General features: G+C 35.5%; 21 protein-coding genes. 10 read left to right on the top strand and 11 right to left on the bottom strand.

Annotated features, from left to right (window positions below):
* Positions 1 to 26: 26 nt before the first annotated feature.
* Together JML65_RS22565 and JML65_RS22560 are read left to right on the top strand one after the other, a co-directional pair.
* Positions 27 to 644, top strand: a complete 618-nt coding sequence (locus tag JML65_RS22565; RefSeq protein ID WP_237390972.1) for a DUF3347 domain-containing protein — start codon at positions 27 to 29, stop codon at positions 642 to 644.
* 4 nt (positions 645 to 648) lie between these two features.
* Complete coding sequence (locus JML65_RS22560) at positions 649 to 1104, top strand: heme-binding domain-containing protein (protein WP_047495406.1); 456 nt, start codon at positions 649 to 651, stop codon at positions 1102 to 1104.
* A gap of 296 nt (positions 1105 to 1400) precedes the next feature.
* On the opposite strand, the gene JML65_RS22555 is transcribed toward JML65_RS22560, so the two are convergent.
* The 6 genes from JML65_RS22555 to JML65_RS22530 form a co-directional block, all read right to left on the bottom strand.
* Positions 1401 to 2573 (bottom strand): hypothetical protein, encoded by a 1173-nt coding sequence (locus JML65_RS22555; protein WP_202272334.1) that lies wholly within the window; start codon positions 2571 to 2573, stop codon positions 1401 to 1403.
* Positions 2574 to 2954: 381 nt separating this feature from the next.
* A complete protein-coding gene (locus JML65_RS22550) occupies positions 2955 to 4073 on the bottom strand; it encodes an FAD-dependent monooxygenase (protein ID WP_202272332.1) in 1119 nt (372 codons plus the stop codon).
* A gap of 34 nt (positions 4074 to 4107) precedes the next feature.
* The gene (locus tag JML65_RS22545) at positions 4108 to 4608 is read right to left on the bottom strand and encodes a GNAT family N-acetyltransferase (protein WP_115921062.1); all 501 of its coding nucleotides are present in this window, start codon (positions 4606 to 4608) and stop codon (positions 4108 to 4110) included.
* Between the two features lie 11 nt (positions 4609 to 4619).
* Positions 4620 to 5216 carry a hypothetical protein gene (locus JML65_RS22540; RefSeq protein WP_202272330.1) on the bottom strand — a complete coding sequence of 199 codons (597 nt, stop codon included), beginning with the start codon at positions 5214 to 5216 and terminating at the stop codon, positions 4620 to 4622.
* Positions 5217 to 5992: 776 nt separating this feature from the next.
* Entirely contained in the window at positions 5993 to 6859 is an 867-nt protein-coding gene (locus JML65_RS22535; RefSeq protein ID WP_002979276.1) for an RNA polymerase sigma factor RpoD/SigA, read from the bottom strand.
* Between the two features lie 301 nt (positions 6860 to 7160).
* Positions 7161 to 7952 carry a S1/P1 nuclease gene (locus JML65_RS22530; RefSeq protein WP_047495395.1) on the bottom strand — a complete coding sequence of 264 codons (792 nt, stop codon included), beginning with the start codon at positions 7950 to 7952 and terminating at the stop codon, positions 7161 to 7163.
* Positions 7953 to 8361: 409 nt separating this feature from the next.
* Between JML65_RS22530 and JML65_RS22525 the strand changes: the two genes are divergently transcribed.
* Both JML65_RS22525 and JML65_RS22520 read left to right on the top strand, forming a co-directional pair.
* Entirely contained in the window at positions 8362 to 9279 is a 918-nt protein-coding gene (locus JML65_RS22525; protein ID WP_237390971.1) for a type VI secretion system baseplate subunit TssG, read from the top strand.
* Positions 9280 to 9333: 54 nt separating this feature from the next.
* A complete protein-coding gene (locus JML65_RS22520; protein WP_202272326.1) occupies positions 9334 to 10236 on the top strand; it encodes a TssN family type VI secretion system protein in 903 nt (300 codons plus the stop codon).
* Positions 10237 to 10409: 173 nt separating this feature from the next.
* Here JML65_RS22520 and JML65_RS24165 read toward each other — a convergent pair whose 3' ends face one another.
* Complete coding sequence (locus JML65_RS24165) at positions 10410 to 10682, bottom strand: hypothetical protein (protein WP_410670081.1); 273 nt, start codon at positions 10680 to 10682, stop codon at positions 10410 to 10412.
* Between JML65_RS24165 and JML65_RS22515 the strand changes: the two genes are divergently transcribed.
* Positions 10611 to 11402 (top strand): hypothetical protein, encoded by a 792-nt coding sequence (locus JML65_RS22515; protein WP_185097063.1) that lies wholly within the window; start codon positions 10611 to 10613, stop codon positions 11400 to 11402. The two genes, JML65_RS24165 and JML65_RS22515, sit on opposite strands and share 72 nt — an antisense overlap.
* Before the next feature lie 123 nt (positions 11403 to 11525).
* Positions 11526 to 12692 (top strand): aminotransferase class V-fold PLP-dependent enzyme, encoded by a 1167-nt coding sequence (locus JML65_RS22510; protein ID WP_202272324.1) that lies wholly within the window; start codon positions 11526 to 11528, stop codon positions 12690 to 12692.
* A gap of 63 nt (positions 12693 to 12755) precedes the next feature.
* On the opposite strand, the gene blaIND is transcribed toward JML65_RS22510, so the two are convergent.
* Together blaIND and JML65_RS22500 are read right to left on the bottom strand one after the other, a co-directional pair.
* Positions 12756 to 13475 carry an IND family subclass B1 metallo-beta-lactamase gene (gene blaIND / locus JML65_RS22505; RefSeq protein WP_115921074.1) on the bottom strand — a complete coding sequence of 240 codons (720 nt, stop codon included), beginning with the start codon at positions 13473 to 13475 and terminating at the stop codon, positions 12756 to 12758.
* Positions 13476 to 13664: 189 nt separating this feature from the next.
* The gene (locus tag JML65_RS22500; protein ID WP_047495380.1) at positions 13665 to 14318 is read right to left on the bottom strand and encodes a metal-dependent transcriptional regulator; all 654 of its coding nucleotides are present in this window, start codon (positions 14316 to 14318) and stop codon (positions 13665 to 13667) included.
* A gap of 241 nt (positions 14319 to 14559) precedes the next feature.
* On the opposite strand from JML65_RS22500, the gene JML65_RS22495 reads away from it, so the two are divergent.
* Positions 14560 to 17571: a reprolysin-like metallopeptidase gene (locus tag JML65_RS22495; RefSeq protein WP_202272322.1), complete on the top strand. Its 3012-nt coding sequence runs from the start codon at positions 14560 to 14562 to the stop codon at positions 17569 to 17571.
* Positions 17572 to 17636: 65 nt separating this feature from the next.
* Here the strand turns inward: JML65_RS22495 and JML65_RS22490 are convergent, their stop codons facing one another.
* A complete protein-coding gene (locus JML65_RS22490; RefSeq protein ID WP_115920271.1) occupies positions 17637 to 18395 on the bottom strand; it encodes an IS5 family transposase in 759 nt (252 codons plus the stop codon).
* Positions 18396 to 18532: 137 nt separating this feature from the next.
* On the opposite strand from JML65_RS22490, the gene JML65_RS22485 reads away from it, so the two are divergent.
* Together JML65_RS22485 and JML65_RS22480 are read left to right on the top strand one after the other, a co-directional pair.
* Positions 18533 to 18958, top strand: coding sequence for a hypothetical protein (locus JML65_RS22485; protein WP_084084113.1), 426 nt, complete (start codon positions 18533 to 18535; stop codon positions 18956 to 18958).
* Positions 18959 to 19057: 99 nt separating this feature from the next.
* A complete protein-coding gene (locus JML65_RS22480) occupies positions 19058 to 20089 on the top strand; it encodes a threonine aldolase family protein (RefSeq protein ID WP_084084115.1) in 1032 nt (343 codons plus the stop codon).
* A 56-nt stretch (positions 20090 to 20145) separates the two neighbouring features.
* On the opposite strand, the gene JML65_RS22475 is transcribed toward JML65_RS22480, so the two are convergent.
* Positions 20146 to 20646: a hypothetical protein gene (locus JML65_RS22475; RefSeq protein ID WP_047495365.1), complete on the bottom strand. Its 501-nt coding sequence runs from the start codon at positions 20644 to 20646 to the stop codon at positions 20146 to 20148.
* Between the two features lie 168 nt (positions 20647 to 20814).
* On the opposite strand from JML65_RS22475, the gene JML65_RS22470 reads away from it, so the two are divergent.
* A complete protein-coding gene (locus tag JML65_RS22470; protein ID WP_237390969.1) occupies positions 20815 to 21768 on the top strand; it encodes a hypothetical protein in 954 nt (317 codons plus the stop codon).
* Positions 21769 to 21943 lie beyond the last annotated feature (175 nt).

Below are 21943 nucleotides of genomic sequence, written 5' to 3'. Positions count from 1 at the left end.
CTTTTTATAAAACTAATCAGGATACAATGAAAAATATATTAACCGTGTTTGTAATGGGAGCCCTTTTATATTCTTGTAATAATCCCAATAATTCATCAAAAAAGGAAACAAAAGCTACACCTCAATCTATAGATAAACCTGTTTTAGCTTCAGATCCAACAGTACAAGAAAAAGCAGTAGAGGATAAAAAAGAACCCGAAAACGCTTCAGTAGTGTCAGTCAAACAAATTATTGAAGGCTATCTGCCCTTAAAAAATGCCTTGACGAAAGATGATTCTAAAGCCGCCTCTGACGCAGCTCAACGCTTATTTTCTATTTTAAAGAAAGTCGATATCAGCAAGCTGAGTCCTGAAAAAGATGCTGAGTTGCGCGATATTATAGAAAGTGCCGCAGAAAATGCAGAGCATATAAGTGAAAATTCTGAAGATATTGCCCATCAGAGAGAACATCTTCTGTCTCTAAGCAATGATATTGCAGATTTAATAGGAGAAAAAGGAACCGATGGCTTGAAATTATATCAGGATTTTTGCCCAATGTACAATAATGGGAAAGGAGGAACCTGGATAAGTGAGTCCAAAGAAATTGTGAATCCTTATGAAGGTTCCAAAATGATCAACTGTGGATCAATAAAAAAAGTATTGTAGACAGATGAAGCCTGTTAAAAAAATACTTTTGGGGTTTATCCTTATTTTTTTAATAGTTCAAATGATTCAGCCTGCCCGCAATATTGATTATGGGCAGGTACCTTCATCTGATATTTCAAAGATTTATCAAGTGCCTCAAAAAGTACAGTCTATTTTGAAAACATCTTGTTATGACTGCCACAGTAACTCTACAGATTACCCTGTTTATGCATATGTTCAGCCTGTAAGCTCTTATCTTGAAAATCATATTCAAAAAGGAAAGAAAGAATTGAATTTTAATGAATGGGGACTTTACAGCCAGCGTAAACAAACCAATAAATTAAAGGCAATAGCGAATCAGGTGAAACAGAGGAAGATGCCACTTCCTTCTTACTTGTATCTTCATCAGGACGCAAAGCTCTCTAAGGAAAAGGTTGAAGAAATCGTTAATTGGATAGAGTCTCTACCAACTGAAAAATAAAGAAATCAGAAAAATTTCAATAGCCGGATATCAATCCCGGCTATTTTTTTACATTTCCAGCTCTATAATTTTATGAGCCATTTTTTGATGGGTGGTCTCAGGGATTAGCCAATATTTGTTGAAAGCTTACATTGTCATTGCATTTCGCCTATCCACCGTAAAAAATGCAGATAAGATTATTGTTTTGAATAAAGGTAAGGTCGTTGAAGAAGGAAATCATAAGGAATTGGTTTCTCTGAAAGGGGAGTACTATTGGTTAGTTAAAAATCAACTAGAACTTGGCAATTAAGAAGCAGTTATTCTATGTTTTTTTCAAACTTATTAATAATCTTATATGCTCTATCTTTTATTACAATATCATAATTGCCTTGGTCTAAAATAAGATATCTTGAGTCTTTTACACTTAGTAATTCTATAATATCTGCCGGAACACCCTTATTTTCAAATTCACCCTTTCTATATGCAAAAATCAAAGAGGGGTAACTTTTAATGTCTGAGGTTGATATTTCATAAAATCTGCGACTTTTATTAAGCATCCAATTAGGTCTTGCTTTAATATAGGTGGTAATTGGATGTATAATTTTTATGTCGGTAAAAGGCTCCTTTTGAATTCCTGTAAGTACCATTTTATTTTCTTCTAATAAAACAACAGGATAATTTCCATTTATAGTGCTTAATAATAGATCATTCTGCTCGGGGTTACTTCTTTCAGAAAATTGCGTTTGATCAATTGTAAGGGGATTAATCTTTGTTAGATCAGAAAGTCTTCCTGCCATTGTTTTTTCCCAAGTCTGGTGTTTTCCTTCATATGCATGCTCATATCCACAGTAAATAAAATATTTTCCATTTTTATTTTTCTGCATAAATTTATAGATATTTTCTGCTTGTTCCATCTCTCTTTCTTTCCCATTTTTTCCTTGTTCTGCTTCATATTTAAATAATGTAAAACCTAAATCCAAAGCAGTTTTAATCAAATTACCAAATTGTGGTTCTGAAGTATAAAAACCACTTTGTGTTGTTGGAAATTTTCTAATGTTTATTGAATCATCACCTAAAGCTTCAATACCTAAATAACGATAGCCATTTTCATAAAGTCCTTTTAATAAAGATGCCGCAAACATTCTATGACTTGCATAATGATGTGCTTCATTGAGAATCACTATTTCCTCTTTTTTTGACTTATTTATGATATAATCTTTAGCATTTTCAACTTTATGATTTATAAATTTCAAACTATAATCTTTAGATATTTTTTTTTCTTTCTGCCCTAGTTTATCCCAGGTTTGTAATCCCTTAAAATAATAATTTGATATAGAATACCTCATTGCTCCAATTTGATATTTGTTAGAATCATCCCCACTTTTATCATTATTGATTTCCTTTACAATATCAGTTGAAAATTTATATGTATTCTGCGCTTTGACGCTCAAAGAAAAAATGGCGAAAAATAAAAAAAATGTTTTCTTCATGCGCTATATGTATTTAATTTAACGGCCAATACGGGAAAAATATTTTCTCTTTGTTGTCTGGTTTCAGCTTGTGATTTTTTTTCAATATACTTCTTTGGTTGGCTTTCTCTGCCTTTCACCCATTCAAACCTAAAACAGTTTGATAATTATCCAGATAAAGATATTTCTATTTACTGATAGAATCTAATTTATTTTTCTTAATCTAGTTCTGAAGTCCTGTGGGAGTATATTATAGCGATCAGCAATCAATTTTTTTTGTAAAATCATTTTCTTAGCTGAGCTTCTATTTTTAGTTTATATGTGGGCAGTTTACTTTTTCCAAGACTTTTAGACCTTCCCAATTTTATTCTATTAGATCTTGTGTGGAAGTTCTTTAAAATACTATATTTCCAATTCTACAATTTTCTTTGCCATTTTTTGATTGATGCTTTCCGGAATCAGACTCATTAAAAAATTGCGCAGTGAATTTCCCCGTTCCCATTGGGAGACTTTTCCAATACTGCGGCTTGTATGGACGATATAATCTACTTTCTTTCTTCTGATCTTTTGAAACTCTTCAAAAACAGCATTAAAATCGTTGTTTTTTTCCAGTAATCTTCCGATGATATAAGCGTCTTCAATAGCCTGGCAGGCACCTTGTCCCATATTAGGAGTTGTAGCATGGGCAGCATCTCCAATCATGCATAAGTTGTCTGTATACCATTGAGGAATAGGAGTGAGATCGGTGATGACATTACAGATGATATCTCCTTTAGCAGTAGCTCCGATAAGGTTTAAAATTAAAGGGTCAAAGTCACTGAAAATATCAGCTATCGTAATATGGGGGTCAAAACTTTTCTCATTGATGCAGGCATACCAATAGACTTTTTTTTCAGAAATTTTTACAAATCCAAATCGTTTCCCTTTTCCCCATACTTCAAAAGCTTCCTGGTGGTATTTTTCCGGAAGATTGAAGTCTACCAGACCACGCCAGCATTTCTGCCCGGAATTCCGGATAGTCCCGGTTTTAAAGATCTGATTCCGGATTTGAGATTTTATACCGTCAGCTCCAAAGATGATCCTGCTTTCTTTTTGAATTCCGTTTTCAAACGTCAGCGCATAGTTTTCTTTCTTTTCAATTTTCAGTAAAGAATGGGCGAGCTGAATATGTTCTGATCCTATATTTTCTACAAGAATCCTTTGAAGTTCTGCCCTGTGAATAGCGACATTGCAGGAATTATACTTTTTTTCCAGTGCCAGGATCTCCGTTTTTGAAATAGGTTTGAGGGATTCATTAGCAATGGTGATTCTGTGGATTTTGTTTCCTGCTTTTTCAATTTTTTCCTTTAAGCCCAACCGGTCAAATACCTGCATGGCATTGACAGCCATCATAATGCCTGCTCCCACAGGTTTTATTTCCTGAGCAGATTCATAGATTGTAAAATCATTGAGATGCTGTTTCAGTACATTTCCAAGGGTAAGGCCGCCAATACCGGCTCCTATGATTGAAATAGTATTCATCGGATTTAATTTTTATTGAAAAAACACCTTTAGGTTATAATGTTAGCATATAGCTTTCCGATACCTTCTGGAATCCATATTTGCCGAAAAAGTGATGGGCACCATGATTATTGACCCCACTTTCAAGCATAATAAAACTGATATTCCAGTTTTTTGCTTCTTCTATCACTTTTTCTAAAAGTTTACTTCCCAGTGATTGCCCCCTTACCGTGCTATCTAAAAGCATATCTTCTAAAATCGCGTACTTTTTAAAAGGGCTGCTGATCACATTAAAAACCAGCATGCCGACAATTTTCCCTTCGCTGTCCTCAACGATTAAAATATGTAATTTTGAAGTACCATCATAGTCATAATCGCTCATAAGCTGCTCGGTAAATACTGCCTTGAGGTCCGGATTCCAATGCTGGGAATCTAAAGCTCTGCCATACATGATTTCACTGTGAGAGATATAGGAATCTGTTTTATGGGTAATAAAAAAATCTACCAGTTCCTCAATACGGGTTTTATCGGTGAGCCATTGTGTCTTATATTCCATGAGAGATTGTATTATTTTAATTTTTTTAATTCTTCCAGCAATTGATTCTGCTTGGTAATGAAACTATCCAGACTATCAGTTTTTAAAGGATGAGCTTTTTGGTATTTTTCAATTTCAGGAAGTGTTTTCCTGATTTTGAATGCAGTATATGTACTGGTCAGCGTTTCGTTATTTTTAGTGATTTGACTGATACGGTCCGTTATATTTTTTACTGTAAGCTTGTACCGGTCAGAGCTGGCGGTAATTTCTTTTTCTATCTGCTGTTTTACCAGTGAGTCTGTAATGGCCTTAGTCTGATAATGGGCATCCTGATAAAAAGATTCAGAAGTGTCGAGTATGTTTTTATATACCGCTAAAGCTTTTTCTGTTTCCTCAAAGGTTTTCACTACTCTGGAATTGAGAGCTGTCAGATTTTTATCATTCTTAATTAATTCGAAATAGATATTGTCTACACTTGTGCCATTTCCACGATAGCTTTTAAAAGAGCCTGAAACGGATGACTCTGCATTATCAACAGCATTTTCTACAAGAGGAGGATTCTGCTGCTTATTTTCTGTACAGGAAAGTATAGACAGAGCCAGGGTAGAAGCGAAAAGTATTTTTTTCATAATATATTGTATTAAGTGACGGGTTATCGTAATCGTTACATCAGATCTCAACAATTAAAAGTAAACATTTAAATCCTTTTCATGAAGATTGCCGGATATGATTTTAATTAGTTGATGAAAGGTTGAACATTGTTACGCAGTTGATATAATTGAATATAAATCAAAGTTTTTATTTTTTAGACACTTTAGTATACTTTAGAAAGTTTAAAGGAATGCCGCACAATTACGTTCATATAAGATGAAAATCAAAGATTTTCTTAAAACTTTAGTGTACTCTATATGCGCAAAGCTGGAAACTTTAATAACTTAAGTGTTTAAAATCTTTTGCGACTTTTGTGGTTACGAGAAAGTTTTAATCCACTAGGGTTGGACTCCTACGGAATGACAAACAGAACATCAAATCTTCGATTTGTGGTGAAGTTTAAACAAACTTAATATAAATCTCAACATTGCAAATATTTAAAACACTTTAGAGCACTTTAGCAAGTTTAAAATAATAGTGCATAAGTAAGTACATTTAAGATGAAAATCAAAGATTTTCTTAAAACTTTAGTGTACTTTATATGCGCAAAGCTGGAAACTTTAATAACTTAAGTGTTTAAAAACTTTTGTGACTTTTGTGGTTACAACAAAGTCCTAATCTACTACGCTTGGATTCCTACGGAATGACAAACAGAACATCGAATCTTCGATTTGTAGTGAAGTTTAAACAAACTTAATATAAAAAAGCGGAGCCTGAAAACAGACTCCGCCTATAGAATTTTATAATTCTAAAATTATTTACCTAAATAAGATTTCAAAATCTTGCTTCTGGTATTGTGTTTTAGTCTTTTGATCGCTTTTTCTTTGATCTGACGAACTCTCTCTCTTGTAAGATCGAAAGTTTCTCCAATTTCTTCTAAAGTCATTGGATGCTTTCCGTTAAGTCCGAAGTATAATCTTACTAAGTCAGCCTCTCTTGGAGTCAAAGTATTCAATGCTCTTTCAATCTCAATTTGAAGAGATTCAAGCATCAAATCTTTATCAGGACTTGGTGATTCTCCAGAACGTAATACATCATAAAGGTTAGAATCTTCACCTTCTACTAAAGGTGCATCCATAGACAGGTGTCTTCCGGAGTTTTTCATCGATTCTTTAATATCCTCCTCGCTCATGTCAAGAACTTCAGCCAATTCTTCCGGAGAAGGTGGTCTTTCATTTTCCTGCTCAAGGTGAGCGTAAGCTTTATTAATTTTATTGATGGAACCAATTTTATTCAACGGTAGTCTTACAATTCTTGACTGCTCAGCCAACGCCTGTAAAATTGATTGACGGATCCACCATACTGCGTAAGAAATAAATTTGAAACCTCTGGTTTCATCATATCTTTTTGCCGCTTTCATCAATCCTAAATTACCTTCATTAATCAAATCGGGTAAAGAAAGACCTTGATTTTGGTATTGCTTAGATACAGAAACTACGAAACGAAGGTTGGCTTTGATTAATTTCTCAAGTGCAGCTCTGTCGCCCGCACGTATTCTTTGTGCCAATTCTACTTCTTCGTCCGCCGTGATTAGTTCTACCTTACCAATTTCCTGCAGATACTTGTCTAATGAAGCAGTTTCCCTGTTGGTAACCTGCTTGGTGATTTTTAATTGTCTCATCTATTTTTTCCTCAAAAAAGAGTTACTATATATTATACGTTTCAACATATAAAAAGGTTACACCTTTTTCAATTATTTTTTATTTATTTAAATTGAGATTCAAAAATTAGTTGTAAATTGTGCCTCTCACGACTTGGAACGCTATTTTTATGTTTTTTATTTGAACTGCATTTTAGTAGATCCGAATAAGATTTGAGTTTAAAAAACAAAAAAGCGAAACTATAGTTCCGCTTTTATTATTTAGGATGAATCATTAAAATTGACTTTTAAGATGTACTCCTGATCATTTTCTCAGTTTACCTTAAAACAGTTCGTTCAATACTTTTGCCAGTCTTAAACCTCCGTACAGAAGCTGTCTTTCAAGGGTATCATTGAATTTGTACTGGTACTCGTAAGATAATTTCGAATCGTTAGGAGTCTGTGCATAGATCTTGTTGGCAATTTTATGAGAATCATACAACCAGTCTTCCAGTGTTCCGGACTGAATCTGTGCTACTTCTTCCTTAGATTTAATATCCAGAAGTTTTGAATATTCTGTATAACTGTATTTTTGTGAATCTACCAGTTTACCATCCCAAACTGAGTGTAAATTGGTTTTATCCCCGAAATAGGTAACATTGATTCTGTTTCCACCTAAATCTTCAGCTCTTCCTACATGCAGAGGCTGAGCAAGGTCACCCATAATGTGGATTAAAAAGATCAATGCAATCTTTCTGTCTTTTTCAGATGTGTTTTTATCCTTGATCTGGCTGGATAAAGTGTTGACCTGAGTATAAAGACTTGGGCCTGCCTGAAGTTTTAAATTTTGATCAAAAGCTTTGAAATCAGCCTGTGGATCAATATTTACATAATGCCATGATGAAGCTTGCTTCCAGGTACCTGTAGTATCAGATTTAATGAAGTCTGGCCAGTTTGCCCAATAAGCAAGACGCTCTTTCCCCATTATTTTTTTGATTTCCCTTCTTGCTTTTCTCGAAAGATGGTTTTCTGCGATGTCTGCAATAACTCTGTGACCCGTCAATCCCCACGCATAAGAATAAAGTGAAGAAGAGATGAATGCTAAAATCAGAATTTTAGAATAAATACTTTTCATTTTAAATAACAATTTTCAGGCTGCAAAGATACGGCCGGTTTCCGAATGAACATGGAATAATAGAAAAATTATTCTATAATATTTGTTAATACAGTTGAACCTAAATAAAAGAGGTGGGTATATCAGACCTTGGATATTTTGTTTTTTTGTGTAGTATATCCTGTAATAAGGAGTATGCAGGCTTTAAGTCTTTGATTATAAGTTACCAATTTAAAAATCTAAGAAGGGAGTGAAGTGAGTGTTTACCGTATTTTTACGGAATTTACTTAATATTATTCCTTTTAATGTCAATAAATTAGTATTTTTAGGATAAAATTATTAGCAAAATATTTTTTCAAACTTATGAGATATATTATCTTTACCAGTCATAATCACAGGAAACACTATGCATGAGAATAATATTGTAGATATGAATTACAATAAGCTGCAGACAGACTTTAAGGCTGAAGCAGTGGCAGTTAATCTTTTGAGATATCACAGGGCTGTAAGCAATATATTTATTGAGCGGATCGGAGTAAATGACCGTGCCTATCTGAAAGATATTAAAAGTATTTCGAGCAGCTATTTAGGATTTGATGAAGAAGTATTTACTATAGAAAGCTATAGGGAAGGTATTTATGATTACCTTCCGGAAGGACTTTTCCATCCACCGTCTCTGGGCGCGTCAAGAAAGAACGTTGATACGGTAGTACGGGAAATCCGTAAACAGAAAAGGGTAGAGGAAGATGCACGGAAGTTTTTCCGTCCTTTTGAGCTGGAGGTATTCTTTACGGAAATAAGCGCATTGCTTAAAGAGGCCGAATTTGAGATCACCAGCAATACGGATGCTTTACTGGAAACAGTGAGTGAGCTTTGGCCACTGATCAATATGCTGGATAAACAGAATGCTTATATATTCATGCATATTTTACCCTTTTTTCATCAGATCAAAGGAGATAAAAAATGGTTTGAAAGATGTATGACGGCTTTTCTGCAGGTACCGGTAGAAGTGACTTTTTCTCCCAATATCATTGATGGACTGGAGAAAAATGATGACTCCATGTTATTGGGGAACTCAAGATTGGGAGTAACCTATATTCCCAGTGGAAGACATATGGACGGTCAACGGAATTGGGTAGTCAATATAGGACCTATTCCTTATCTGGAGATGAAAAAATATATCCCTGGCAATCCTTTCAGACAAGTGCTGCAGGTTCTGTATGATTATTTTCTGCCTGTCACCGTAGATGTAGAAGAGAATTTTATTACAGAAAAAATAGAATATTCATTCAGTCTTGAAGATGATGATAGAAATGCCAATCGCCTTGGATACTCTACATTTCTCTAAATTATTTTATTATATTTACAACTACCAACAAAGTATAAATTCGAAAAGAAACAAATGGAAATTTCTTCAGTAAAGGGTATTTTTTTTAGGTATATTTTAATGCCTTTAATCGCAGTTATTATGATGGTTATACTTGGTATAATCAGGAGAAACAAACCTGCGATAAAAATTAAAGTAATTATTGTATACGTACTTCTGTGCAGTTTATGTCTGGCTATTCCGGGCGTTTTTGGATTTGCCGGAAATTTATTTAATCCGTATTGGTATCTGATTGCACAGGTTGTTTACCTTATTTTAGGGATTATTCACGTTAATCTCCTGCACAAATATTTCAAAAAACATATAGATTCTCTGGCCATGAGCATTTTATTTGAATCTATACTTTCATTAACGTGTATAGTTTTTGGAGGATTCCTGTTCACTCTGATTTTTAACTGGATGAGTAAGGGTACAGGATATGCGGTGATGGCCGCTACCAGTATACTGATCTTCGTTGTTCCAATGGTATTCTATTACTGTTATATGCAGCTTATCAGTATTCCTTTTGATATTTATAAGACATGGAGATATTCTCCGGATCAGAAACTGCCGGATTTTGAAGGTGCAGATTTTGACAGGTTAATGGTCCTGAATGTTGAATTAAGTAAGAATTTAGAAGATACAAACAGGTTTAGAATTAAAGCCAAAACACTTCCGACAGGAGTTACTTTTGGAGATTGGTTTTATAGAGTGGTAGATGATTACAACCATAAAAACCCAAGTTCTGTGATCCATCTTTCAGATCAGGAAGCTGAACCTTATTATTGGATCTTTTATACCAAGAAATCATTTTTCAGCTTTAGAAAATATATAGATTTTGACCAGGATATTTCTACAAACAGCATTTCTGAGAATGAAGTAGTGATCTGTAAAAGAGTCATTCAGCATGAAGAGGAAGGAGTTTTAAGAAAACCATAATCACAAAAAACTAAAAAGTATTTAACATGATACAGCCTATAAAACATTTTGCAATCAATTGGGTAGATGGGATGAAAGTTTCCCAAAGACACCTTAATGATCAGGATAATTTCTTAATTGACACTATCAGAGATTCCAATTCACTTGGAATTACTACATATAATTACGGACTTTTACCCATCTCCACAGAGATTACAGACCGCACTATTTTTGATGTTCATAATACGGCCACCAATGATGTACAGCTTGTCATCAAGCGATGCAGTGCGGTGACCATGGCGGGATACCGTATTGAGTTGACAGATAGGAGGATAAGTGTAAAGTCGTTGGCCAAAACGATGAATGAAGAGCAGGCTGACGGAGATTATTATATTTTGATATCCGTTAACCCTTTTGATAAAGTACCTTTCGGAGATATTGATCCTGAGGAGATTCCACCACGTCATCCTAATGCCCAACCGAATCACCATCTGGAATTACTTCCTGTAACATCGCTTAACAGCAGTTATTCCGGAGGAAATTATCTGATCATTGGTAAAGTTGATTTAAAAGGAAATATTGCACAGGTAGATTCGAATTTCATTCCTCCATGTACTTCTGTTCAGAGTCATCCGGCTTTAGTAGATTATTATGGCAGCTTTGCGAAGTCTATTGGAAATCTGCAGCAATATGCATTTAAGATCATTCAAAAGACCTCTCATAAAAACCAGAATACGGCATTGGCACAGAATGTTAAGTTTCTATGCAGTACAATGGTTAATACTTTTGGAGATATGTATTTCCAGTTTAGAAATATTACCCCTTGGCAACCCCCAGTATTTTTGATTGAGTCTTTTGCCAAACTGGCTCTTCATTTATACAATGCGACTCAGCTGCTGGTTCCTGCAGAGCTGGAAGAAATGCTGAATTATAGTTTGGAGTGGAGCGAAATTGCACCCCATACTTTATTGAACCAGCTTTCTATTGTAGCTGAAACCAATTATGACCACCACAATTGCGGAGAGCCTTTGCTGTACATCCAGCAGATGCTAAGAAGTTTAGAGACTATTTTCTCTAAATTAAGCGAACTTGATTATATCGGTCAGAGAAAAGAGAATATTATCGTTAATGAACAGGAAGTTTCTACCAACACCAATCCGAAGAGAGGATGGAGTGTTTTAGATTAACATCATCTAATGTAATACAATATTAATCCCGGATGAAAATTCGGGATTTTTTATGAATGCTCATTATTCAAATTAAAACTATTTGCCGAGCCACTACTTTTCAAATTTATAACGACTTATAGAATGAATCTAGATGCAATAAGACGGGACACTCCCGGGTGTTCAGACAAGATATTTTTAAACAGTGCCGGTTCATCCCTGATGCCTAAGCCTGTTGTTGAAAGAATGGTGGATTATTTATATGAAGAACAGGAGCTGGGAGGGCATACCACAGCAGAGAAAAACATTGAGCCAATCAATGTGTTTTATGAACAGGCTGCGAAGCTGATTAATAGCAAACCTTCCAACATTGCTTTTACGAATAGTGCCACCGATGGGTATGCAAAAGCACTGTCAAGTATATCTTTTAAAGATGGTGACTGTATCATTACCACCAATGATGATTATATATCAAACCATATTGCTTTTATTTCTTTACAGAGGAGATATCGTATTAAAGTGATCAGAGCGGTCAATATGCCGGATAATGAGCTGGACCTTGCGTATTTTGAACACTTAATCCAAAAGCACCGCCCCAAATTAATTGCGGTGACCCATATTCCCACCAACTCAGGGTTAATTCAAAATGTGGAAGGAGTAGGGAAGCTCTGTAAGCAGTATGATATCCTATATCTTGTAGATGCCTGCCAGTCGGTAGGACAGCTGGTTGTAGATGTTACAAAGATGAATTGTGACTTTTTAACGGCAACTGGCCGGAAATTTATAAGGGGACCGAGAGGTACGGGATTTTTATATGTTTCGGACCATGTATTAGCTCAAAAAATGGCCCCTTTATTTCTGGATAGTAATGGTGCTGAATGGACTGCATTTGATGATTATCAGCTCAGTGAAACCGCAAAAAGATTTGAGTTTTTTGAAAGATCCAATGCTTCATTGCTTGGGCTTACGGAAGCTTTAAAGTATGCCAATGCGATAGGAATGGTCAATATTGAAAACTACAACAGAAAACTGTCTGAAACGTTGAGAAGCCATCTTCTGGATAATGGTTTCAGAATTTTAGACAAAGGAAATCAATTGAGCAGTATTATTACTTTCTGTGAGCAGGATGGAAAGATTGACACCATTCAAAAAATAATAAAGGAGAATAATATTATTTTTAAAGTAAATAATAAAAATGGTGCATTAATTGACTTTACCTTAAAAAATGTAGATCAGGCTATACGCCTCTCACCTCATTATTTTAATACAATGGAGGAAATTGAAAAGGTGTCTGCAATGCTTAAGCTGTAACCAAATATAAAAAGAAAAAGACCTGACAATTAATTGCCAGGTCTTTTTCTATAATTTTGAATCTTATTTTTTATTCAGAAGGTCAAGGGTGTGTTCTACATGTCCACCTCCTTTCCATTCATCGTGCCCCGGAATAACCATAATAGCCTTAGAATATTTAGCCTTTAGTTTTTCCATTGTTTGCGGCCATTGCTTTACATTAGCTTCTCCCGTGTATCCTAAATCTACAGCATTTCTGCTTTTTACAAGGCATCCGCCATCTAAAATATTATATTTTGGAAACCATACCACTACATTGTCGGCAGTATGTCCTTCTCCAAGAAAATCTACCACAAATTCTTCTCCGCCTATACGGTAAGGCTTCCCTGTTTTTATGATTTCAGTTGATGTTGCTTTGCCGTCTTTTTTCAGAAATTCATTTGTTTTTTCTGTAGCATAGGTTTTAATACCCTTGTTGTTATAAAAACTTAAATCTCCGGCTCTGTCTTCATGTGAGTGGGTTGCAAATACAGCAATCACAGGAAGATTATGACGCTTTTGTATGGTGTCCATCAGGCTTTGGTACTGTGTTTTCTGCCATGGAACATCAAATAAAACAACTCCTTTTTTGGTAATAAGATACACTGCATTGGTAGAATATTCCTTTCCCCCAAATACTCCAAATGTTTTGTAAATATACAGGTTGGGTTTAATAGGTGGTTCTATAACAAAATCTCTTACCTGAGCATTGGCAAGCGGGCTTAGCAACATGGAAATAATAAAAAACTGAATGCTTTTTTTCATAATTTTTAGGGTAATAATTAATGTTTTATTGCTTGACGAAAGAAGTGGCAAGCAGAAAGTTTTGCAAACCTAATAAATTTAAAGCACCAAAGTTTTCGTAAAAAAGTATTTAACCGTTTTTTAACAATTTCCAATAAGACTCATAGGATGTGAAAGTCTTGGTTACCTATTTGATCTTTATACCGATGATTATTTTTTTACCAGTATTTTCTCAGTAGCCTTTTTACTGAGTACTTCTGTTTTTCCTTCAATCTCTATAGTTACAGATTTGTCGAAGCTCTCAATTTTAAGAATCTTGATTCTGGTATTGAGAAGAAGTTTTCTTTCGGTAAGGTAGCTTAAAAAAGCATCATCGGAGAGGGTAACTGAGGCGAAAATTACAGTTTCACCCACTTCACAGTTACTCAATCTCTGCAGATCCTGAGCAATGATATTTCCCTTTTTATCCGGAATAGGTTCTCCATGAGGATCAAATTTTGGATAATCCAGAATTTCGTCCATTTTATCAAAGAAAATCTGAGAGTGTACATGTTCCAGCTGCTCTGCAATCTCATGAACATTTTCCCAACCGAAATTCATTTTTTTTACCAAAAACATTTCAGTAAGCCTGTGTTTACGGACTACCAATGCGGCTTCACGTCTTCCATTCTCTGTCACAATCAGAGGTTTATAGGTCTCATAAATGACCCATTTTTTCTCTGCGAACTTCTTCATCATATTATTGACACTCGGCATTTTTACATTTAAAAATTTGCTGAGCTCATTAATCGTTACTTTTCCTTCATTGTCAACTAAATGAAACAGTGCTTTCAAATAATTTTCTTCTGTGAGTGTTGTTTTCAAAATGTTAGATGATTTTCAATACAAATCTAACAAAAAAAAATAGTAAAATAAATAGACGGAGAGGGCGGAGTTGCTATTCCAACATTTTTGGGAATGATCTTTTTTTGCAGTAAATCACTTAGAATGATAAATATTTATAGTTTTTAATAAAAAATTATCATTAAATGTAAGTGTTTTATATCATTTTATTCCCTATATATTGATTAATTATTTATCTTTAATGCTTAAAAAAACTGCAACAATGAAACTAAGAATTACATTCATTTCTATTTGTGCATCTTTCCTTATGAATGCACAGGTATTGAGCCCCCATGGCCTGAGTAGTGATGATCTTCCCGGAACTACCTTTACCTTAAACACAGAAAACTTCAGGAGAAATATTGATGCCAACAGGAAAAGTTCGAAAAAAATTAATGATCAGTCTATCGTATTGACTCTTATTGACGGAACTAAAAAAGAATTTATCCTGTCTGAAAATAATCTTCTCAATAAGAGGTTAGATAACATTATAACGTTTGACGGATTTTCAAAAGACAGGCAGGATAAGATAAAGCTTACATTAGTAGGAAATGAAATTTCTGCTATGATCAAGTCTGGTCAGGGATATTATATTATTGAACCTTATAAGACTAAAAAAGGAGAATACCGGATTTATAATTCTTTTGAAATGTTTGGTGAAAAATTTCAGTGTGGAGCTGATGAGAACGATTTCAGAGAAAGCTTAGAGGCGGTAGCCAAAGGGCTGAATGTTCAGAAGTCAGTAACCGGTTTCCCTTATGGAAATACCTTGAAAACATTCAGAATGGCAGTGGCTACCACCGGAGAATTTACCACCGCTCTTGGAAATCAGGATGCTGCCCTTGGAGAATTGGTAGCTATGATGAATCTTATTAACCAGATTTACGAGTCGGAATTATCCATTTCCTTTGCTTTGATTGATAAAACGGTCAATAAAACCCTAATTTTCACTAATGGAGCTACAGATCCTTTTACGGTAGATCCTTCTTTTGCTTCTGCAGCCAACTCACAGGCTGGATTTGATGTTCTCAATACAAACGGAACGCTTCCCTATGCTGATTATGATATTGGACATACCTTCAACATTATGCCGGGAGCTAACGGAAGTGCTCAGGGACAGGCAGGGCCGAGGCCTTGTACAGCCTCTCTCAAAGCGAGAGCCTGGAGCCAGTGGACGCTTTCTATGCCTAAATCATTGTCTGCCAACCTGATTGTTCATGAAATGGGACACCAGTTTGGGGCAGGACATACGTATAATGCTGTAGGAGGAACACCTTCTAGCCCTACATTCTGTACTTCAGGATGGAATGCCGCAGCGGCGGTAGAACCTGGATCAGGATCTACGATAATGGCCTATAAAAATAACTGTACGACGCCTAACGATCAGACGAATACCGGCAATAACGGACTGAATTACTTCCATGCCAAAAGTATTGATCAGGTATTAAATACACTTAGCGTATCTTCTACCTGCTTTAGTTCTGTAGCGGTAGCCAATACACCGCCTTCTGCCAATGCCGGAAATACAGCCATCAGCATTCCAAAAAATACCCCTTTTAAATTGAAAGGAATAGGAAGTGATGCTGAAGACTCCAATTTATCATACACCTGGGATCAGGTAGATGTGGCTACTGCTAATGATAAAGGGGCATTTGGAAGTACAGTCAATGGAAGCGGCGGATATTCTGCAGTAAACAGTACTACTGCTCCTTTGTTTAGATCAGAGCAGAGTACCCTTACCACTGAAAGGTATTTCCCGAAGATGAAATTTGTCCTGGACAATCAGAATACGCCTCCTACCAATGAAGCAGAAGCGCTTCCTCTGGTAGCAAGAACAATGAAGATGAGATTTACAGTAAGAGATAACAGTGTGATTTCAGGAGGGGCAGATTCTGATCAGGTAGTGGTAACGGTGACCAACCAAGGGCCTTTAACGGTGACTTATCCCAATTCAAATGTAGCTGTAAATGCGGATTCTAATATCAACGTAACATGGGATGTTAACCAGACCAATGTTTTAAAAAATACGGTCAATATCCTTCTTTCTACGGATGGGGGAGAAACCTTCCCTTATACACTTGCTTCCAATGTACCCAATAATGGTACGGCTGCTGTAGCTTTACCATTCGTTCCGTATACCGATAAGGCGAGAATAAAGGTGACTGCAGTGATTAATGATTTTGCAGAGTTCTTTGATGTATCTAATACCAATTTTATCATCAATTCGAGCTGTAATGCCTTCCATACGATCATTGTAGAAAATGCAAAGGTGGTAACGGCCGCTCAGGGCAGCCAGCAGGCTAATCTTAATTTGCAGCCACAAACACCATCCAGTGATATTTATAATGCCAAAACGCTGACTTTTGATGCAGCTAATATGGGCCCGGAAAACTGGTATATCTACAATCAGACTCAAACAGCTCCTCATTTGCTTGTGTCGGGTTCCAGCATGCTTCCTTTTAGATTTAAGGTGACAGAGACCGGAAGCTATACGTTGAGCTATCCTTCTCCAAGTGGAGTAGCAGTGACCATCTTTAAAGGAAATCAGACCGGAACGGCCAATTTTGTAACGTCAAATGCTGTTTATTCCGGAACAGGTACCAGCTTTACGTATTACAGATCATTCAGTGCCAATTTGGAAAAAGGGGTGGAATATCTTGCTACTACAAGAAATTTGAGTAGTACGCCTGCAGGATCCAGTGTGGTTCTTAGTACTTCGGGGCCTGGGAAATTCTATAATATTATTGATATCCCTGCCGGGGTTAACTATACGTATGCAGCTATTAATTCTGCTAACAATACTATAATTGCCACCAATGCTACTGCAGACTTTACATCATTACCGGTAGGAACCTATACGATACAGGGAATTTCATTTACAGGAGCTGAAAGTGCTTTGCTTAATAAGACTATCGGTCAGCTTACACAGAGCAAAGTGTGTTACCAGCTAAGTACCAATAGTGTTACTTTAATTATTACTGCAGCTTTGGCCACCCGTGATATCGTTAAGAAACAGATCGGGCTGGTTCCCAATCCTGTAAAAGATTATCTTCAGATACATAGTGATGAGAAAATCACTCATTATGAAATTTATGATGCTTCAGGAAGATTAATGGATGCTAACAGTGTAATAAATTCCGAGATTAATTTTTCAAAATTTACTGCCGGAGTTTATATGTTGAAGTTGCTGCATAACAAAACCTTGATCAACCAATCTAAAGTTATCAAGAAGTAAATAGGAAATGAAATTTAAAAAGGGTTATATTTATATAGCCCTTTTTTTATATAACCAGAGCCTGTTTAAATTTTATTCAGTAATAATTTTATTGCAGATAATTTGACCATATTTTCAGAAGATTCCATTAGAAGCTCATAATTCCGGCATAATCTCCTGTCATTATCAAACCATGAAAATGTTCTTTCAATAATCCATCGTTGATGGGTAGATTCAGACTCATGATGTTGTTTACCATTCCTTATCACGGTTTGAATAATGTAACTAAATTTAATTTTTATTTCTTCAACGATATCTCCTCTGTACCCTCCATCTGCCAGGATGAGCTGAAGGGGAATCAATAAATATTGGAGTGTTTTCATCAGCAATAAAGCCGCTTTAGTATCGTGCATATTGGCTACACTTACCATTACAGCTAATAAAAAGCCATTTTTATCTACCACAACATGCCTTTTAATGCCTTTCACTTTTTTATTTCCATCGAAGCCATTCAGCGAACGATTATTTCCCCAGCGTACACTTTGGCTGTCCATAATTCCTAAACTTGCTTCAGCTTTCTGGCCTCTGTTTAGCCGTACTTTTTCTCTTAATTTTGATAGTAATAAATCGAAAATTTCCAGATTGGCCCATTTTGAATAATAGTAATAAACCAATTGCCATTTAGGGAAATCTGATGGCAGTAGTCTCCATTGACATCCGGTTTTTACAATGTAACTGATCGCATTCCAGATAATTATAAGATCATATTTTCGTTTTCTTTCATCAAAATTCAATGTTTTTTTTATAAATTGCCACTGAGCTTGAGTTAAATTAGTTGGGTACATGGTTAGTTTTAGTTTTTATAACCCTAAAATGACAATTTTTATCCAATTTTTAGGCTTAGTTTTTTTTATTTTACGTTTTTAAACAGGCTCTATGACTACTTTTTTTATATTCTGAAAATAAAATCTGAAACCAATAAATGAAAAATATTATAATATTCTTATTGTTTAACTTGTTCTACCATGTACAGCAACAACAGAGTTTTGTTTTTGCTTTCAATCCTAAAAAATTCATTCAGGAAAATAAATTGAAAGAAATCACTGATAGGGAAGTTATTTTTAATCTGTATGATATTTATGGTAAGGAAACAAAATATATAACGAGTAATAAAACCACAGATATTCTGAGAAAAGCAGGAATCTACAGTTTTAAAGGAAAGTCTGAAGACGGGACAAAACTCATCACACTGACCATTGCTTCCGGCAAACTGAGTGGGGCTTATCTGGAAAACGGAAAATCTTATTTTATTGAACCTTTCGATAAAAACTGCAAAAAGAAATATAAGATCTATATAAAGCCTGAAGGAAACTATCAGGTGGGGCAGCCAAATGATTTTGTACCATAAAACATATCATTCCGAAAGCCGTTCCGGAAGCCTGATATTTCTGATATTTTAACTCTTTTTCATAGGGATAATATTATTACATTTTTTTAATTTTACTCTATGAAATTTTCATTTAAAAACGATTATTCTGAGGGATGTCACCCTAATATATTACAGACCCTTTTACAGTGTAATCTTGAACAGCAGGCTGGCTATGGAGAAGATGAGTATTCATTAAAAGCTAAAGAACTCATTAAAGAAAAAATAAAAAAAGCAGATTCAGAAGTCTATTTAGTTTCCGGTGGAACACAGGCTAACCTGATTGTTATTTCTTCCATTCTAAAACCTTATCAATGTGCTATTTCCGCATCCAGCGGACATGTTTTAAATAATGAAACCGGGGCTATTGAAGCAACAGGGCACAAAATATTAAGCATTGAAACGGAGGATGGCAAACTAAGGCCGTCCGATATTATTCCGGTGCTGGAAAGCCATAAAAATGTACCCCATCAGGTAATGCCGAAGCTGGTATATATTTCCAATTCTACAGAACTCGGAACCATTTACCAGGCCAAAGAATTAGAAGAGCTTTCAGATTTTTGCAGACAGAACCGTTTATACCTGTTTATGGATGGAGCGAGGCTGGGACACGGACTTACTTCAGAAATCAGTGACCTTACCCTGGAAAGGGTAGCGGAATTAACGGATATCTTTTATCTTGGAGGTACTAAAAACGGAGCATTGATAGGTGAAGCTATTGTGATTAATACGATAAGCCTTCAGGAAGATTTTGCATTTAATATCAAGCAGAAAGGTGCTTTACTGGCAAAAGGAAGACTTTTGGGAATCCAGTTTTTAGAGCTGATGAAAGATGATTTATATTTTGATCTTGCAAAGCATGCCAATCAGCAGGCGATGAAAATCAAAAATGCATTCCGCAGCAAGGGTGTTCAGTTTCTTGCAGATACCTATACCAATCAGATTTTCCCTATTGTAAGCAATGAACTTATAGAGGTACTGTCTGAAAGTTTTGATTTTTTTGTCTGGAAAAAAGTGAACGAAGACTTCTCGGCAATCCGTCTCATCACTTCCTGGAATACAGGAGATGATGCTGTGAATAGTTTTATAGAAATTATAAACAGAGAATTATAAAACATAAAAAAAACAGCCCCCAAAATCAGGGCTGTTTTTATATATATCAGAGACCATTATTTTAGGCCTTTATTCACTGCCTTACAATCTGCTGTATTCAGTTTTTGTCCATCCTGATAGCTGATCTTCTTTTCATCAGCATATTTTGAATGTCCGTCTTCTTCCTTATGATCTCCAATTCCCTCTGTCAATGTATTGTCTTTCTGTAGGAAGTAAATATCCCTTTTGCTTTTTTTCCCTTCAGAGGCAAATTCATAAGTCAGTTTCAACGTATCTCCGGATTTAAAACCTGTGACATCACCTTTTGAGCTGTCTTTTTCACTGTTTTTATAAGATAATTTCCCAATGATTGTTCCTAAATTATCATCAATAGAAGCAAAAACACTGTCTTTTCCGGTTACACCTATATAACAGAATGATTTGGGGCCCAGCGTATCTACTATCGGTTCAGCTACCGCAATGGTGTCTGCTTCCGTTTTTGGAGCAGGAGCTTCTGTTTTCTTATTACAGTTGATCAGAAATGCCGAAACAGCACTCAGTAATATTAATTTCTTCATATCCTCAGTTGTTTAAATCAAATTTGAACTGCTAAATTAGTGATACTATTTATATATTAAAGAATATTATAGATAAATAAGAATATTTTTCAAAAGTTTAAAAAGATCACTGACTTGGGCACGGAAAATGATTCATAGTATATTATTTTTAAATTCATCACGATGACAATGACTACAAGGATACTGGGATTAGGGATAGTATGGCTAGGATTACATTTTTTAATGGGACAGACACCCCAAAACTATATTTATACTTCGTCGGGAGATCTGCAGAACATCGAGAAAATGATCGTGCGAAAAGATATTGGAGGAGTGCAGATTGTCTATAACTGGAGAGCACTGGAAACATCAAAAGATGTTTATGATTTTTCGGGTATTGAAAAAGACTTAGCCTACCTGACTTCTTTAGACAGAAAGCTTTTTATCCAGCTTCAGGATCGGTTCTTCGAACCTCAGGCAAGGTACGTTCCCGATTATATTTTAAATGAAAAGGTATATACCGGCGGACTGGTTGCCCAATATGACAATCCGGGTGAGAATAAACCCGTAGGAAGTGGTTGGGTCACCCAGCAATGGAACCCTGCAGTTCGGGAGAGGTATCAGAAACTGATAGAAGCGTTGGCCAAAAAGTTTGACGGAAAGATCCAGGGCATTAACCTTCCGGAAACAGCCATCGATATTGATATGAAAAAAGATAAAACAGGTTTCAGCTGCGACACATACTTTCAGGCCGAGCTGGATAATCTAAAGTTTGCAAGGAATGCTTTCAAACAATCTTATGTTTTACAGTATGTCAATTTCTTTCCATGTGAATGGGAAAACGATCATCAGTATATGTCCAGATTATTTGATTTTGCAGATAAAAATAATATAGGATTGGGAGGTCCGGATATTGTTCCCAATAAAAATGCCCAGATGAAAAATTCTTATCCATTCTTTCATCAGTATAAAGGAAAATTACCATTGGTAGCCATGGCCGTTCAGGAACCCACCTTAACATATAAAAATCCGAAAACAAAGAAACCTTTTACCAAAGAAGAATTTGTAAGCTATGCTCAGGATTTCCTGGGGGTTCATATTATATTCTGGAGTGTAGAATCTCCATGGCTAAAAGGATCATGAATGTTATTGGAAAAGAGAGACCGGTAATTTATATTAAACTAAAAGTTTTTTGTCATTCCGTAGGAATCCAAACGTAGTAGGTTAGGCCCTTCTTGTAACCACAAAAGTCACAAAAGTTTTTAAACACTTAAGTTATTAAAGTTTCCAGCTTTGCGCATATAAAGTACACTAAAGT

It is taken from the genome of Chryseobacterium sp. KMC2 (assembly GCF_016756935.1).
Lineage (GTDB): Bacteria > Bacteroidota > Bacteroidia > Flavobacteriales > Weeksellaceae > Chryseobacterium > Chryseobacterium rhizosphaerae.
This window is presented reverse-complemented; position numbering and strand designations above follow the sequence as displayed.